Raw genomic sequence first — 15,540 nt, 5'->3', positions numbered from 1 at the left:
CGTGACGCAGGTAGGATCACAGGCGGCGCTGATCCGCGCTGTTCGGAAGGAGCATCGTGACCGACCAGAAGACGAACCCCGATTCACCGGACGAGACGGGAAGCTCCGTCGAGGACCTCGATGTCACAGTCGTGAGGGCCCCGGAAACCGGGTCGGCCGAGGTGTCGGGCGTCGAACACGAGACCCAGGCGTACGACTTCTCCGCGGAGAGCGCGTCGAAGGTCGATGCTCCGGAGTCCGGCGCCGCCGAGACCGTTGCCCCCGAGCCGGCTGCTGCCGAGCGGTCGGCGCCCGAGTCGCTCCCCGATGAGGAGCCGGCGGCCGCGGCATCCGCAGAGGGTCACGTCCCGCCGCAGTACGGCATCGGTCCGTTCTCGCTCCGCGAGGTCTCGCTTCTCGGCGTATGGGCCCTGGCCTTCCTGTTCTCCTTCTTCCCGCTCTACGGCGACAATCAGTTCACCCGTCTGCTCGGCGGCGGAACCGTGTGGACCTCGGGGATCGACTGGGTCCTGGCGATCGCCGTCCCGACGGTCGCGGTGTTCCTCGTCACTCTTCGCCGGTTCTCGCCGGATGGCATCCGCCGCGTGGGCTCCCTCGGCATCGACCAATTCGCGTCCGTCGCGTTCTCCGTTTCCGCCGTCCTCTGGTTGAGCTGGCTGTGGACGAACATCGCCCGTGGCGCGGCCACCGGTGTGTGGCTGAGCAGCTGGGTCGTGTGGGTCGAGGTCCTCCTGATGGCGGCCGGGGTGGCGCTGACCGCTTTCGCACCGTTCATCCCGCCCTTCCACGAGGACTTCCTCCACCGGGCAGAAGCGCCCGCGCACCGACTCGCCCGTCGTGCCCGTCCCGTGGTCGCGCGCCCGTTGTCGGACGCACGCTTCACGATGGCTGCGCCGGAGGTCGAGCCGGACCCGGCCCCGTTCGGGGGTTCCGCCGACGACGACGAGCCGGTGGCGGCATCGCCGTCGGCGCACCAGGCGTTCTGGGCTCTGGCGCCCGTCGAGCGCGACGTCGTCGACGAGAACGGGGCCCCGCTCTTCCGTATCGGTCCGACGGCGTGGGCGCTCGTCATCGAGGACCGTGGCGACTCGTTCGTCGTCCGTCACGAGGACGGTCGCATCGGGTACCTGACCGACGTCTCCGGCGTCACCCGAGGCTGAGCCGCCGGTAGCCTGGAGGGATGCTCCGCACGATCGACCTCCGTGGTCGCGCCGTCACCCCGGCCGACCTCCTCGCCGCTGTTCCCCGCGCCACGGCTGCCCGAGACGAGGCGCTCACTACGGCTGCCGCTGTAGTGAGCGACGTCGCGGCGCGGGGCGAGACTGCGCTCCGCGAGCAGGCCGCGCGATTCGACGGCGTCGAGGATCACGCGGTCCGTGTGCCGACCACGCATCTCGACGAGGCGCTCGCTGCACTGGACCCGGGCATCCGCTCCGCGCTCGAGAATGCGATCAGTCGCGTACGGCTCGCGTCGGCTGCGCAGGTGCCGGCTCCCGTGGTGACCGAGATCGGTCCCGGCGCCCGCGTCGAGCAGCACTGGCGACCGGTCCGGCGCGCGGGCGTCTACGTCCCGGGCGGCAAGGCCGTCTACCCGTCGAGCGTCGTCATGAACGTCGTCCCGGCGCAGGTGGCCGGTGTCCAGCAGGTCGCTCTCGCCTCCCCGCCGCAGCGTGATCACGGCGGCCGGGTTCACCCGGTCATCCTCGCGGCTGCCAAGCTCCTCGGGGTGACCGAGGTCTACGCCATGGGCGGGGCGGGTGCCATCGGTGCGTACGCGCACGGCGTGCCCGAGATCGACCTCGCCCCCGTCGATGTCATCTCCGGACCCGGCAACAACTTCGTGGCGCTCGCCAAGCGCGTCGTGGCAGGGATGGTGGGCACCGACTCCGAGGCGGGTGCGACGGAGATCCTCATCGTCGCCGACGACTCCGCCGATGCACGGCTGGTCGCTGCCGACCTCGTGAGCCAGGCCGAGCACGATGAACAGGCCGCGGCCGTTCTCGTCACCGACTCGGCGTCGCTCGCCGAGGCCGTCGTGGCCCAGGTCCAGACGCGCGCCGCGGCCACGCACCACGCGGAGCGCGTGGCACAGGCGCTCGCGGGTCCGCAGTCGGCCGTCGTGCTCGTCGACGACATCGCCACGGCCACGGCCTTCAGCAATGCCTACGCACCCGAGCACCTCGAACTTCACCTGCGCGACCCCCGTCCAGAGGAGTACGTGAACGCGGGCGCGGTCTTCGTCGGGCAGTGGACCCCCGTGAGCCTCGGCGACTACCTCGCCGGCAGCAACCATGTGCTCCCCACCGGCGGACAGGCGCGGTACGCGTCGGGCCTCTCGGCATCCACCTTCCTGCGGCCGCAGCAGGTGATCGCCTACGACCGCGATGCGCTGCAGGCGGTGCATCGCGACATCGTCACGCTCGCCAGCGCCGAGGTGCTCCCCGCGCACGGCGAAGCGGTCACGGCACGGTTCGACGCGTAGGCTGGATGCCGCCATGCACTGCCCGTTCTGCCGCCACCCGGATTCCCGCGTCATCGATTCGCGCACGAGCGACGACGGTCTCAGCATCCGCCGCCGCCGTCAGTGCCCGGAATGCGGTGGTCGCTTCTCCACCATCGAGACGGCGAGCCTGAACGTGATCAAGCGATCCGGAGTGATCGAGTCGTTCAGCCGCGAGAAGGTGATGTCCGGCGTGCGGAAGGCGTGTCAGGGTCGCCCGGTCACCGAGGCGGACCTGGCGATGCTCGCTCAGGCCGTGGAGGAGTCGGTCCGTCAGACCGGGGTGTCCCAGATCGACACGAACGAGATCGGCCTCGCGATCCTCGGCCCTCTCCGCGCGCTCGACGAGATCGCCTACCTGCGGTTCGCCAGCGTCTACCAGGCGTTCGAGACTCTGGATGACTTCGACGCGGCGATCGCCCTTCTGCGCGCGGACCAAGCGCAGCGCGCTCCTCGCCAGGACGCGACGGCGTAACCTGCGCGGTCGCCGCCTCTAGGCTGGGAGCCGATGTATCGACTCCTCTTCGACCTCGTCCTGCGCCGGCTCGACCCCGAGACCGCCCACCACCTCGGGATGGCGGTCATCCGCCTCGCTGCGGTGCCCCCGTTCTCTGCGGTCGCGCGCGGGCTGACCCGGCCCGCACCCGAACTTCGCACCGAGGCGCTCGGCCTCGTCTTCGATTCGCCCTTCGGTATCGCCGCAGGCTTCGACAAGAACGCCGTCGGCGCGCTGGGCCTTCACGCTCTCGGATTCGGGCATATCGAGGTCGGCACGGTGACCGCGATCCCGCAGGACGGCAATCCGCGTCCGCGGTTGTTCCGTCTGCCTGCCGATCGGGCGCTCATCAACCGCATGGGATTCAACAACCAGGGTGCGGCCGTGGTCGCCGAGCGGCTCGCCCGCCTGCGTCGGCGTCGTCGTCGCCCGGTTCTCGGCGTGAACATCGGCAAGTCCCGCGTCGTCGACGTCGAGGACGCGACCGCCGATTACGTTGCGAGCACGCGACTCGTGGCACCCGTGGCGGACTACCTCGTGGTCAACGTGTCATCCCCGAACACGCCCGGTCTGCGTGGCCTGCAGGCCGTCGAGACCCTGCGGCCGTTGCTGACAGCGGTGAAGGATGCCGCCGGCGACACGCCCCTGCTCGTCAAGATCGCCCCGGACCTCTCCGACGACGAGATCGACGGCATCGCGACGATGGCCGTCGACGCCGGTCTCGCAGGGATCGTGGCGACGAACACGACCATTGCCCGAAGCGGACTGACGACGAATGCCGGCCAGGTGGACGCCATGGGCGCGGGTGGACTCTCCGGTGCTCCCTTGCGCGAGCGCTCGCTGCAGGTGATGCGCCGGGTGCGGGCCGCGGTCCCTGCCGAATTCTGCGTCATCGCCGCCGGGGGAGTGGAGACGGCCGACGACGTCCGCGAGCGGCTCGCAGCAGGCGCCGACCTCGTCCAGGGCTACAGCGCGTTCGTCTACCGCGGACCGCTGTGGGGGCGGCAGATCAACCGCGGCCTCGCGCGCTGACCGACGGCATCCTGTCGGAATGACGAAGAGCCCGCACGATCGTGTGCGGGCTCTTCGTCGTGACGTCAGTTCGGGTATTCGCCGCGCTTGACCTGCGGCTTCGGGAGGCGCATGAAGCGCATCTGCACCGACCGCATGGCGGCGTACCAGCCGAGGCCCTTCTCACGGCGGTCGCCCCACTTGGCGGCCGCGAGCTTCTTCACCTTGCGCGAGAGCAGCGCCATGTCGACGACGACGAAAAGGAGGTAGGCCCAGAGCCCGACGTAGGCGTAGAACACGATCGCCGTGTTCGGAACGAGTGCGAAGAGGATCACGATCACGAGCAACGGCATGATGAGCTCGCCGAAGTGCCATCCGGCGTCCGTGTAATCGCGGGCGAACCGGCGCTGCGGTCCCCGGTCACGGGGGGTCAGGTACCGCTCGTCCCCGTTCGCCATGCCGACGCGGGCCTTCTCTCGCTGCGCCGCGAGTTCGGCCTTGGCACGAGCACGCGCTTCCTTCGTGTTCGCGACGAGGGGCCGCTTGCGCGCCGCTTCCTGCTCGGCGCGCGTGGGCGTCGGGCGGTTCTTCCCCGCGCCGACGGGAGCGTCGGGGGTGGTGTCGGCGGGGGGCGGTGTCTTTGCCACGGGGCGGGTCCTCGGAATCGGCGGAAAAGGCGTGCCCCATAAGATTACCCGCATGACCTCCGACACGACCCGGTCCGCCGCGGTGCGGGAGGCGGCCCTCACCCAGGTGCCCGCCGCTCTCGCCGATCTGGGCGCCCTCGTCCGCATCCCCTCCGTCGCTTTCCCCGGGTTCGACCGGGCCGAAGTGCAGCGCAGCGCCGAGGCGGTGAAGGCCCTGGTCGACGATCTCGGGATCTTCGAGCGGGTCGAGATCAAAACCGCTGTCATCCCCGAGACGGGGGAGGAGGGGATGCCGGCCGTCCTCGCGACACGCGCGCCCCGGAACGGTCGGCCCACGATCCTGCTCTATGCCCACCACGACGTGCAGCCCGTCGGCGACGAGTCGCTGTGGGAGTCTCCGCCGTTCGAGCCGACGCTTCGCGACGGTCGGATCTACGGCCGCGGCGCGGCAGACGACAAGGCCGGCGTCATGGCCCACCTCGGTGCACTCCGCGCGCTGAAGGACGCCCTCGGCGACGACTTCGACCTCGGGGTGAACCTCTTCTTCGAGGGTGAGGAGGAGGCAGGGTCGGCGTCCTTCGCGCAATTCCTGAGCGACAACGCCGACGCGCTCCGCGCCGACGTCATCGTCGTCGCGGACTCGGGCAACTGGGACTCCGAGACTCCCGCACTGACGGTGTCGCTGCGTGGCAACGCGCGCTTCACCCTCGACATCGAAACGCTCGACCACGCCTCGCACTCGGGGATGTTCGGCGGCGCCGTACCGGACGCGATGATGGCGGCCGTCACCCTCTTGGCGACGCTCTGGGACGAGGACGGCGCTGTGGCGGTGGAGGGGCTGGAATCACGGGATGCCGCGACCCCGCCCTACTCCGAGGACACTCTCCGGAGCGAAGCCGGCCTGCCGGACGGTGTCTCGCCCATCGGCCGGGACGAGATCCTGAGCCGCATCTGGAACAAGCCCTCGATCACCATCACGGGAATCGATGCACCGAGCGTCCGCAACGCCTCCAACACCCTGTCCCCGAAGGTCACCGTCGTCATCAGCACACGCGTCGCGCCCGGGCAGGCGGCGTCCGAGGCGTTCGACGCCATCGAAGCGCACCTGCGGGCGAACGCGCCGTTCGGAGCGCGCCTGACCTTCCGCGACGTCGACTTCGGCAACCCGTTCCTCGTCGACACGTCGGGTCCCGCTGTCGAGAAGGCCCGCGCCGCTCTCGAGAGCGGATACGGCCGGACTCCCGTCGACATCGGCGTGGGCGGTTCCATCCCGTTCATCGCGGACCTCGTCCGGGAGTTCCCGGGCGCGGAGATCCTCGTGACCGGTGTGGAGGACCCTCACGCGCGTGCGCACAGCCCGAACGAGTCGCTCCACGTCGACACCTTCCGCCACGCGCTCCTCTCCGAAGCGCTCCTGCTGGAGTCCCTCGACGCGTCCGACTGATCCGCAAGCGGATCCCCGCGTCGCCGGGCCGGACCGTGCGGCGGGACGTAGAATCGAGTCAGTACGCCGCCCCCGTTCCTGAAGAGCACTGGCGGCCCGACCATGGGGAGAGTCATGACCGACATCGCCACGCAGTCCACCGAGACCGTTCCCGCACACGGCGTCGCCCTCACCGAGGCAGCGGCCGACAAGGTGAAGAGCCTGCTCTCGCAGGAGAACCGTGACGACCTGCGCCTGCGCGTGGCCGTACAGCCCGGCGGATGCTCGGGTCTCATCTACCAGCTCTACTTCGACGAGCGCTACCTCGACGGAGACAAGACCGTCGACTTCGACGGCGTCGAGGTGATCGTCGACGACATGTCGGTCCCGTACCTCGACGGCGCGAAGATCGATTTCAAGGACACGATCTCCGAGCAGGGCTTCACGATCGACAACCCGAATGCTGCGGGCAGCTGCGCCTGCGGCGACAGCTTCCACTGATCCATTCCGGGTCCCCTCCTGCGGTCGCGGCGTCCTGAGCGGATGGCCGGAATCCCGTATGAGGTTGCCCTAGACTGGCATGAGTCTGACCTTCATGTCCCCGAAAGGTGCACCGTGCGCGTCAACCGCCGACTCCGTTGGGTAGCCCTCCCGCTCACGATCGCATCCGCGGTCGCGCTCGCGGGATGCAGCCCCACGACAGCGAACGGCTTCCTCCCCGGCTTCGATGAGGGAGGCGGACAGGCGACGAACCACACGTCGATGATCGCGGGCCTCTGGACCACGTCCTGGATCGTCGTCCTCGCTGTCGGTGTGATCACGTGGGCCCTGATGGGCTGGGCGGCGATCGCCTACCGCCGCCGCAAGGGGCAGTCGGGACTTCCCGTCCAGCTGCGCTACAACATGCCGATCGAGATGTTCTTCACGATCACTCCGGTCATCCTCGTTCTGGGCTTCTTCGCCTTCACGGCGCGGGACCAGGCGATCCTCGAGACGCAGTACGAGAACCCCGATGTGTGCGTCACCGCCATCGGCAAGCAGTGGGCGTGGGACTTCCAGTACAACGGCGACGATTGCGATGACCCCCAGGACCCGGTGTGGTCCATGGGCGTCCAGGCGCAGACCGACGCCGAGGGCAACATCACCAACGACATCCCCGAACTCGTCCTGCCCGTGAACAAGAAGGTCACGCTGCAGCTCGAGTCGCGCGACGTCATCCACTCGTTCTGGATCGTGGACTTCCTCTACAAGAAGGACATGTACCCCGGCCGCGAGAACTACTGGTCCTTCGAGCCCACGAAGGAAGGCACGTTCGTCGGCAAGTGCGCCGAACTGTGCGGCCAGTACCACTCGATGATGCTCTTCAACGTGAAGGTCGTCTCCGAGTCCGAGTACGAGAACTACATCGCGTCGCTGAAGGCGAAGGGTCAGACCGGCGACATCGACGACGCATTCGACCGGCAACAGAACGCGCCCGGCACCGGCGCGCCCGCCGCTGAGGGAGCACACAACTGATGGCCACCATCGCACCTCCGGCCCCGACGCTTCCCCCTCGCCAGGCTGCACTCCTCAGCAGCTCGCGCGTCGAGCACAAGGGCAACATCGTCGTGAAGTGGATCACCTCCACCGACCACAAGACGATCGGCTACATGTACTTGATCGCCTCCGTGCTGTTCTTCATGCTCGGCGGCGTGATGGCTCTGATCATCCGTGCCGAGCTCTTCGAGCCGGGCATGCAGATCGTGCCGACGAAGGAGCAGTACAACCAGCTCTTCACCATGCACGGCACCATCATGCTGCTGATGTTCGCGACGCCGCTGTTCGCAGGTTTCGCGAACGCGCTGCTGCCGCTGCAGATCGGTGCCCCCGACGTCGCCTTCCCGCGTCTGAACGCATTCGCGTTCTGGCTCTTCACCTTCGGATCGACCATCGCCGTCGCCGGCTTCCTCACCCCGCAGGGTGCGGCCGCGTTCGGGTGGTTCGCCTATCAGCCGCTGGCAGGTGAGAGCTTCAGCCCCGGCGCCGGCGGTGACCTGTGGATGCTGGGACTCGGCATGAGCGGTTTCGGCACCATCCTCGGTGGTGTCAACTTCATCACCACGATCATGACGATGCGTGCGCCCGGTATGACGATGTGGCGCATGCCGATCTTCAGCTGGAACACCCTCGTCACCAGCATCCTGATCCTGATGGCGTTCCCCGTCCTCGCTGCGGCGATCTTCGCGGCCGCCGCGGACCGCATCCTCGGCGCTCACATCTACGACCCGGCCAACGGCGGCGTCCTCCTGTGGCAGCACCTCTTCTGGTTCTTCGGTCACCCTGAGGTCTACATCATCGCGCTGCCGTTCTTCGGCATCGTGTCCGAGATCTTCCCGGTGTTCAGCCGCAAGCCGATCTTCGGGTACAAGACGCTCGTCTACGCGACGATCGCCATCGCCGCCCTGTCGGTGTCGGTCTGGGCCCACCACATGTACGTGACGGGCGCCGTCCTCCTGCCGTTCTTCGCGCTGATGACGATGCTCATCGCCGTTCCGACGGGCGTGAAGATCTTCAACTGGATCGGCACGATGTGGCGGGGATCGATCACTTTCGAGACGCCGATGGTGTTCGCGCTGGGCTTCCTCGTCTCGTTCGTCTTCGGCGGTCTGACCGGCATCATCCTGTCGTCGCCGCCCCTCGACTTCCACGTGTCGGACTCGTACTTCGTCGTCGCGCACTTCCACTACGTCGTCTTCGGAACCGTCGTGTTCGCGATGTTCGCGGGCTTCTACTTCTGGTGGCCGAAGTGGACCGGCAAGATGCTGAACGAGCGTCTCGGCCTCGTGCACTTCTGGCTCCTTTTCATCGGGTTCCACATGACCTTCCTCATCCAGCACTGGCTGGGCGCGGACGGCATGGTCCGTCGCTACGCCGACTACTCGGCCGCGGACGGCTGGACGTGGCAGAACCAGGTGTCGACGATCGGTTCGATGATCCTCGCGGCATCCATGGTTCCGTTCCTCCTCAACGTCTGGATCACCGCTCGGACCGCTCCGCGCGTCACGGTCAACGACCCGTGGGGCTACGGTGGCTCGCTCGAATGGGCGACCAGCTGCCCGCCGCCGCGCCACAACTTCACGTCGATCCCGCGCATCCGCAGCGAGCGGCCCGCCTTCGACCTGAACCACCCCGAAGCCGGCATCCCCGTCGGCGTGGGTCCCGCGAAGGACGCACCCGACGCCCCGGTGGTCGATCTGTCGAACGGTGAGGTCAAGTAAGTGAAGACCAACGTCAACCTCTGGTGGGTGCTGTCGGCGTTCTTCGCCCTCGTCGCCGTCGTCTACGTCGGGTGGAACATCCTCGCGCACCCGCAGCTCCCGGTGTTCAATCGCATCGAGTGGGTCGGATCCGTCGGTCTCGTCTTCGTGACGATGATGGCGGCGATGATCGCGTTCTACTCGAGCCGTGTCGAGAAGGCTCAGGGCGGCACGCTGCCCGAGGACTCGCTGACAGCCGACATCGATGACGGCGACCCCGAGATGGGTGAGTTCTCGCCGTGGTCGTGGTGGCCCCTCGTGCTCGCCGGGTCGGCTGCTATCGCCTTCATCGGCCTCGCCGTGGGCGAGTTCATGATCCCGATCGGTGTCGGCATCTTCGTCGTCGCCATCGTCGGCTGGGTCTACGAGTATTACCGCGGCTACTTCGCCCGCTGAGCCTCTGGCATCCACCAGGGATGCACTCCCGACGCCGTCCGCCGCACTTGTGGCGGGCGGCGTCGGTGTTTGTGGTCGAGAGCCTCGCGGTCTCCCGAGCTGCGATCTCGTCGGGGGTTGGCCCGCATGCCGATCGTCGAGTGTCCGAGGTTCTGCGTCCGGGGCTGCTGCGGGCATCTGGAGTATGGATATCGCTGCCCTAGGCGACGAGGTTGAGGCTGTTTCTGCGTTCTATGCCGAGCGGCACGACATCACTCGCACTGACGACTGGCTCATGCTCATGCTCAAGCTCGGCGAGGAGGTCGGCGAGCTGACAAAGGCGTATCTCGCCAGGTGCGGCTGGGCACGCGATCGTGGCCGGACTGAGGATCAGTTGAGAGATGACTTTCGCGCGGAGTTGTCTGACGTGCTCGCGCGGGTTCTGCTGATCATGCACCGGTTCAACATCGACAGACGCGCGAGTCGATCGCACGAGGCTCGTGTGAAGGCCGGAGCAAGAGGGCTGCCAGGCCGCGATCACGTGGAGCTTCGGTTGATGGAGGGTGCCGTCGCGACGCATCGCGGACGAGACATCGAAGCGGCCTCCCAGGCACGGTGACCACCCCGAAGGAACGCGGACAGGGTGCGCAATCATGCCGCGCCCGGCAGGCCGTTAACGTCCCAGCATGGACGCCTCACGGGCCACGGGCAGGTATAGGTGCTGAGAGCCTCGTAGAACGGTCGAGCGCCGCCGACCGGTGGCCACGTTGGGGTGTGGACCACCCTGGGCGCCATCGAGGCGGAGCTGGCGCCGGCCCGACCCCCTCGTCAGCCTTTGGTCCGTACGGGCACCACGAGGGGATCGAATCGGCGGGGGAGAGGACCGTCGCTGCCTTCGACGGGCAGTCCCTCCCTCGCCCAGTACTCGAAGCCACCGATCATCTCCCGCACGTCGTATCCGAGTCGTGCGAACTCGGCGGCACCACGGGCTCCTCCGTTGCACCCAGGGCTCCAGCAGTAGACGACGACGGGGAGGTGCGAGGCGATCTCGCTCGCGGCCCGCGAGGCGATCTCGCGGTACGGCATGTGGAGGGCGCCGACGGCATGCCCCTGGTCCCAAGCCTCCGCGTTGCGGACGTCCACGAGGACGAAGGGATCATCGGCGTGCTGCGCTGCATAGACGTCGCTCGGGTCGGTCTCGACGAGGAGTTTGGTCTCGAAGTAGGAGAGGGCTTCGGCAGGGGAGAGGCTCATGTCCTGAGGCTATGGGAACGACGAAGCGGCGGGGTCCGACCTTTCGGTCAGACCCCGCCGCTTTCCTGCCAGAGCGATCAGTCGCTCGGGCGATCGCTCTTCCTGCCCGACTCTTCGTCGACCACGATGATGTTCGATGGGCGGTTCGCCGTCTCCGGGTTGTGACCGTCATCGATCGGGCGGATCGGCGCGTCGACAGCTCCGGCACGCTCGTGAGCGCCACGGATCTCTTCCTGCTCCTCGTGGTCGATGTGCTCGAGTTCGTGGTGCTGGTGAGCGATCGCGGCGTCGACCTCGGCCTGCGTGACGGGTGACAGGCGGTCCTCGAAGAACCAGCGCGACAGCGAGGCGCGGAAGTTCTCGTGCCATGGAATGCGACCGTTGTCATTCGGGCGGACCACGAGGGGCTCGTGAACCTCGAAGTCGATCAGCTTCACGCGCTCGTACGCATCGACCGGCTGGTGGACCTCGATGTACTCGCCACCGGGCAGGCGGACGATGCGGCCAGACTCGTAGCCGTGGAGCGCGATCTCGCGGTCCTTCTTCTGCAGCGCGATTGCGATGCGCTTCGTCACGAAGTATCCGACGACCGGGCCGACGATGAGCAATGCCTGGAGGGTGTGGATGACACCTTCCATCGTGAGGTGGAAGTGCGTGGCGATGATGTCGGACGATGCGGCAGCCCACAGGACGGCGTAGAAGATCACGCCGGCGACACCGATCGCGGTGCGCGTCGGGGCGTGCCGCGGGCGCTGTGCGATGTGGTGCTCTCGCTTGTCGCCCGTGACCCATGCCTCGATGAAGGGGTAGATCGCGACGAGCACGATGAACACGCCGAGGACGGCGACCGGGAGGAGGATGCCGAACGACCAGGTGTGGTCGAACAGGACCACGTCGAGGTTCGACGGGGCCAGACGCAGCGCGCCGTCGGCGAATCCGATGTACCAGTCGGGCTGGGTACCCGCCGAGACGGGGGAGGGGTCGTACGGCCCGTAGTTCCAGATCGGGTTGATCGTGAACATGGAAGCGATGAGCACGAGGACACCGAACGTGATGAACAGGAAGCCGCCCATCTTGGACATGTAGATCGGAACCATCGGGTAGCCCACGACGTTGTCGTTCGTGCGACCGGGGCCGGCGAACTGCGTGTGCTTGTTGATGATCATCAGCATGAGGTGCGCTGCGATGAGAGCGATCAGGATCAACGGCAGCAGAAGGATGTGGAGCGTGTACAGACGCCCGACGATCGCGTTGCCGGGGAACTCGCCGCCGAAGAGGAGGTACGAGGTCCAGGTGCCGATCAGGGGCAGACCCTTGATCATGCCGTCGATGATGCGCAGGCCGTTGCCCGAAAGGAGGTCATCGGGGAGGGAGTAGCCGGTGAAGCCGAGTGCCATCGCGAGGATGAACAGCACGAAGCCGATCACCCAGTTGAGCTCGCGCGGCTTGCGGAACGCACCCGTGAAGAACACGCGCAGCATGTGCACACCGATGGCCGCGATGAACAGCAGAGCGGCCCAGTGGTGGATCTGGCGGACCAGGAGGCCGCCGCGGAGGTCGAACGAGATGTGCAGCGTGGACTCGAGAGCGGCGGACATCTCGATGCCGCGCAGCGGAGCGTAGGCGCCGGTGTAATGCGTCGGGGCCATCGAGGCTTCGAAGAAGAACGTCAGGAACGATCCCGACAGGAAGACCACGACGAAGCTCCATAGGGCGATCTCGCCGAGCATGAACGACCAGTGGTCGGGGAAGATCTTGCGGCCGATCTCCTTGACGAGGCCGGAGATGCTCGTGCGCTCGTCGATGTAGTTGGCCGTCGCGCCGATGAATCGGCCGCCGAGGGGCTTGTCGGCCGGCTTGGCGAGGGCGGTCGCCGGCGCTGATTCAGTCGAGGTGCTCAATGACGCTCCCAGAAGCTGGGCCCAACGGGCTCTTCGAAGTCGCTCTTGGCGACGAGGTAGCCCTCTGCGTCCACGGTGATCGGCAGCTGCGGGAGGGGGCGGGCGGCCGGGCCGAAGATGACCTCGGCACCGCGCGACACGTCGAACTGCGACTGGTGGCAAGGGCACAGAAGGTGGTGGGTCTGCTGTTCGTACAGCGCGACGGGGCATCCGACGTGCGTGCAGACCTTCGAGTACGCCACGATCCCGTCGTAGGACCAGTCGAGGCGGTTGTACTCGGCGGGGAGCTGCTCGGGGAGCAGACGCATGAGGAGGACGATCGCTTTCGCCTTCTCCTCCAGGTAGCCCTCGAGGTGGTCGAGATCCGCGAGGGACTCGGGGATGACATGGACGGCGGAACCGAGTGCGACGTCAGCTGCACGGATCGGGAGGCCCGACGGGTCGTGTGCGAGGCGCTCGCCTTCCTTCCACATGGTGTGCTTCAGGAGTGCGACGGGGTCTCCCGCCAGCGGGTTCTCTTCGGAGGAGTGCGGAGCCAGGCCGCGGAACAGCGTCACGCCGGGGACGATCGACGCGACGACCGCGGCGATGAGTCCGCCGCGGATGGCCGTACGACGACCGAAGCCGGATTCCTCGTTCGCCTCACGGAAGACGTTGACGGCGGCTTCGCGCGTCGACTCCTTGCCGCGCGTCGAGTGACGGGCTTCGATGTGCTCCTTGTCCGGCATGATCGCCTTCGACCAGTGGATCGCCGCGATCCCGATGGTCAGCAGCGCGAATCCGATGCCGAGGCCGATGAAGAGGTTGTTGCTCCGGATGTCTCCGAAGTCGCCGCTCTCGATCGGGAAGAGCATGTATGCCGCGATGGCCCAGAGGCTCGCAGCGAGTGAGATGTAGAACAGCGTGTAGACGGTACGGACCGCGCGGCTCATCGCCGCCGGGTCCTTGTCGGTCATCCGCTCACGGTGGGGCGGCAGACCGGGGTTCTGCACGGGGTCAGCGACCGCGACGACGAGTCCCGACGAAGGCTGATACGCCTTCTCGAGCGCCTGCGGCTCTTCCTCGTGTGACATTGTGCTCCTCGTCCTGGAATTCGTCAGTGTTAAGTCAGTTGGACTTCGCGGTGATCCACACCGAGATGCCGATCAGCGTGCCGATGCCGAAGATCCAGATGAACAGGCCTTCGGAGACCGGGCCGAGGGAGCCGAGGGTGAAGCCACCGACCGGTTCGCTCTTCTGCAGGTACATGAGCGACGAGATGATGTCGCGCTTCTCATCGGGCGTGATGGTCATGTCGTTGAACACCGGCATGTTCTGCGGTCCGGTGACCATCGCCGCGTAGATGTGCAGCGGGCTCGTCTTGGTGAGCGCGGGGGCGTACTTACCCTCGGTCAGCGCGCCACCGGCTGCGGCGACGTTGTGGCACATCGCGCAGTTGATGCGGAACAGCTCTGCACCTTCGGTGAGATCGCCCCCACCGTCGAGGATCCGCTTGTCGGGATAAGTCGGGCCGGGAGCGACCGACTGCACCCACGAGGCCATCGCCTTGATCTGGTCCTCCGTGAACTGCGGAGCCTTCTGCGGAGCCTGCGGACCCTGTGCCTGAAGGGGCATGCGGCCCGTCGAGACCTGGAACTCGACGGAGAGCTCGCCGACGCCGTAGAGGGACGGACCGTCGGCCGTTCCTTCGAGGTCGAGGCCGTGGCAGGTCGCACAGTTCGCCTGGAACAACTTCTTGCCGTCCTCGACGGTCAGCGTGGATGCCGAGTCGGTGGAGGAGGTCGAGGCCATGGCCGCAGAGGCGCCGGCGTAGATGCCACCCGTGAGCAGCAGGCCGACACCGATCAGAGCGGCGGCCGCCCACTTGCTGCGACGGCCCGTCTGCCGACGCGGGGTCTTGGATGCCATTGAGGAACTCAGCTCCGCTCTGTATTACCGGATGAAGTAGATGACGGCGAAAAGGATGATCCACACGACGTCGACGAAGTGCCAGTAGTAGGACACGACGATTGCGGAGGTCATCTCCTTCCGGCCGAAGTTCTTGACCGCGAACGCGCGCCCGATGATGAGCAGGAAGGCGATGAGGCCACCCGTCACGTGGAGGGCGTGGAAGCCGGTCGTGATGTAGAAGGCGGAGGCGTAGGAGTCCGCGCTGATGGGCAGCCCCTCGGCGACCAGCGTGGCGTATTCCCACACCTGGCCGGAGACGAAGACGGCGCCCATGATGAACGTCAGGTAGAACCACTCGACCATGCCCCACTGGCGGAAGTTCCAGATCGAGCCGCGGCGGTAGGGCTGGAACCGCTCCGCAGCGAAGACGCCGGCCTGCGCGGTGAACGACGACAGCACGAGGATCAGCGTGTTGACGGCCGCGAACGGCACGTTCAGCAGCTCGGTCCGGCTGGCCCACAGCTCCGGCGAGGTGTTGCGGATCGTGAAGTAGATGGCGAAGAGGCCGGCGAAGAACATGACCTCGCTGCCGAGCCACACGATCGTGCCGACGGCGACGGGGTCCGGTCGTTTCACCGAACGCAGCGCCTGGTTGTATGTCGCGGGAGTGGTCGTCACAGTCCCCATTATGGCCGATGTTGGGGGAGGGTTTCGCATTCCTGAAGGTACTTCCGTCTTTCTGCCGCG

At 67.2% G+C, this 15,540-nt stretch carries 16 protein-coding genes; 10 read left to right on the top strand and 6 right to left on the bottom strand.

What is annotated here, in order from left to right; translation table 11 throughout:
• The first annotated feature begins 56 nt into the window (after positions 1-56).
• From ACIQLK_RS11080 to ACIQLK_RS11065, 4 genes are read left to right on the top strand one after another with little or no spacing between them, the layout of a single operon-like run.
• Positions 57-1,160, top strand: a complete 1,104-nt coding sequence (locus ACIQLK_RS11080; protein ID WP_400364833.1) for a hypothetical protein — start codon at positions 57-59, stop codon at positions 1,158-1,160.
• Between the two features lie 20 nt (positions 1,161-1,180).
• Positions 1,181-2,482, top strand: coding sequence for a histidinol dehydrogenase (hisD, locus tag ACIQLK_RS11075; RefSeq protein WP_400364832.1), 1,302 nt, complete (start codon positions 1,181-1,183; stop codon positions 2,480-2,482).
• A 13-nt stretch (positions 2,483-2,495) separates the two neighbouring features.
• Positions 2,496-2,975, top strand: coding sequence for a transcriptional regulator NrdR (nrdR, locus tag ACIQLK_RS11070; protein ID WP_400364831.1), 480 nt, complete (start codon positions 2,496-2,498; stop codon positions 2,973-2,975).
• Positions 2,976-3,008: 33 nt separating this feature from the next.
• The gene (locus ACIQLK_RS11065; RefSeq protein WP_400364830.1) at positions 3,009-4,028 is read left to right on the top strand and encodes a quinone-dependent dihydroorotate dehydrogenase; all 1,020 of its coding nucleotides are present in this window, start codon (positions 3,009-3,011) and stop codon (positions 4,026-4,028) included.
• A 65-nt stretch (positions 4,029-4,093) separates the two neighbouring features.
• Here ACIQLK_RS11065 and ACIQLK_RS11060 read toward each other — a convergent pair whose 3' ends face one another.
• Complete coding sequence (locus tag ACIQLK_RS11060) at positions 4,094-4,654, bottom strand: DUF3043 domain-containing protein (RefSeq protein ID WP_400364829.1); 561 nt, start codon at positions 4,652-4,654, stop codon at positions 4,094-4,096.
• Positions 4,655-4,706: 52 nt separating this feature from the next.
• Between ACIQLK_RS11060 and ACIQLK_RS11055 the strand changes: the two genes are divergently transcribed.
• From ACIQLK_RS11055 to ACIQLK_RS11030, 6 genes are all read left to right on the top strand, one after another.
• On the top strand, positions 4,707-6,098 hold the full coding sequence (locus ACIQLK_RS11055; protein WP_400364827.1) for a dipeptidase: 1,392 nt from the start codon (positions 4,707-4,709) through the stop codon (positions 6,096-6,098).
• Positions 6,099-6,212: 114 nt separating this feature from the next.
• Positions 6,213-6,578, top strand: a complete 366-nt coding sequence (gene erpA / locus ACIQLK_RS11050; RefSeq protein ID WP_018186476.1) for an iron-sulfur cluster insertion protein ErpA — start codon at positions 6,213-6,215, stop codon at positions 6,576-6,578.
• Between the two features lie 114 nt (positions 6,579-6,692).
• Positions 6,693-7,592, top strand: a complete 900-nt coding sequence (gene coxB, locus ACIQLK_RS11045; RefSeq protein WP_400364826.1) for a cytochrome c oxidase subunit II — start codon at positions 6,693-6,695, stop codon at positions 7,590-7,592.
• Positions 7,592-9,334 (top strand): cytochrome c oxidase subunit I, encoded by a 1,743-nt coding sequence (gene ctaD / locus ACIQLK_RS11040; RefSeq protein WP_065570793.1) that lies wholly within the window; start codon positions 7,592-7,594, stop codon positions 9,332-9,334. Before coxB ends, ctaD begins: the two co-directional genes overlap by 1 nt.
• Positions 9,335-9,769, top strand: a complete 435-nt coding sequence (locus tag ACIQLK_RS11035) for a cytochrome c oxidase subunit 4 (RefSeq protein ID WP_018186479.1) — start codon at positions 9,335-9,337, stop codon at positions 9,767-9,769. It abuts the gene before it with no gap.
• Positions 9,770-9,953: 184 nt separating this feature from the next.
• Positions 9,954-10,367 (top strand): hypothetical protein, encoded by a 414-nt coding sequence (locus tag ACIQLK_RS11030; RefSeq protein WP_400364825.1) that lies wholly within the window; start codon positions 9,954-9,956, stop codon positions 10,365-10,367.
• Positions 10,368-10,576: 209 nt separating this feature from the next.
• On the opposite strand, the gene ACIQLK_RS11025 is transcribed toward ACIQLK_RS11030, so the two are convergent.
• The 5 genes from ACIQLK_RS11025 to ACIQLK_RS11005 all read right to left on the bottom strand — a co-directional run bounded on the left by ACIQLK_RS11025 (position 10,577) and on the right by ACIQLK_RS11005 (position 15,480).
• Positions 10,577-11,002 (bottom strand): rhodanese-like domain-containing protein, encoded by a 426-nt coding sequence (locus ACIQLK_RS11025; protein ID WP_400364824.1) that lies wholly within the window; start codon positions 11,000-11,002, stop codon positions 10,577-10,579.
• Positions 11,003-11,079: 77 nt separating this feature from the next.
• Complete coding sequence (locus ACIQLK_RS11020) at positions 11,080-12,903, bottom strand: cytochrome bc complex cytochrome b subunit (RefSeq protein WP_400364823.1); 1,824 nt, start codon at positions 12,901-12,903, stop codon at positions 11,080-11,082.
• A complete protein-coding gene (locus ACIQLK_RS11015) occupies positions 12,900-13,976 on the bottom strand; it encodes a Rieske 2Fe-2S domain-containing protein (protein WP_400364822.1) in 1,077 nt (358 codons plus the stop codon). The genes ACIQLK_RS11020 and ACIQLK_RS11015 overlap by 4 nt, the downstream gene beginning before the upstream one ends.
• A 34-nt stretch (positions 13,977-14,010) precedes the next feature.
• Positions 14,011-14,811, bottom strand: coding sequence for a c-type cytochrome (locus tag ACIQLK_RS11010; protein ID WP_400364821.1), 801 nt, complete (start codon positions 14,809-14,811; stop codon positions 14,011-14,013).
• Positions 14,812-14,835: 24 nt separating this feature from the next.
• A complete protein-coding gene (locus tag ACIQLK_RS11005) occupies positions 14,836-15,480 on the bottom strand; it encodes a heme-copper oxidase subunit III (protein WP_400364820.1) in 645 nt (214 codons plus the stop codon).
• Positions 15,481-15,540 lie beyond the last annotated feature (60 nt).

The organism is Microbacterium sp. NPDC091382, from assembly GCF_044757025.1.
Lineage (GTDB): Bacteria > Actinomycetota > Actinomycetes > Actinomycetales > Microbacteriaceae > Microbacterium.
Note: the sequence above shows the minus strand (reverse complement) of the source record. Positions and strands in the feature narration are given on the sequence as shown.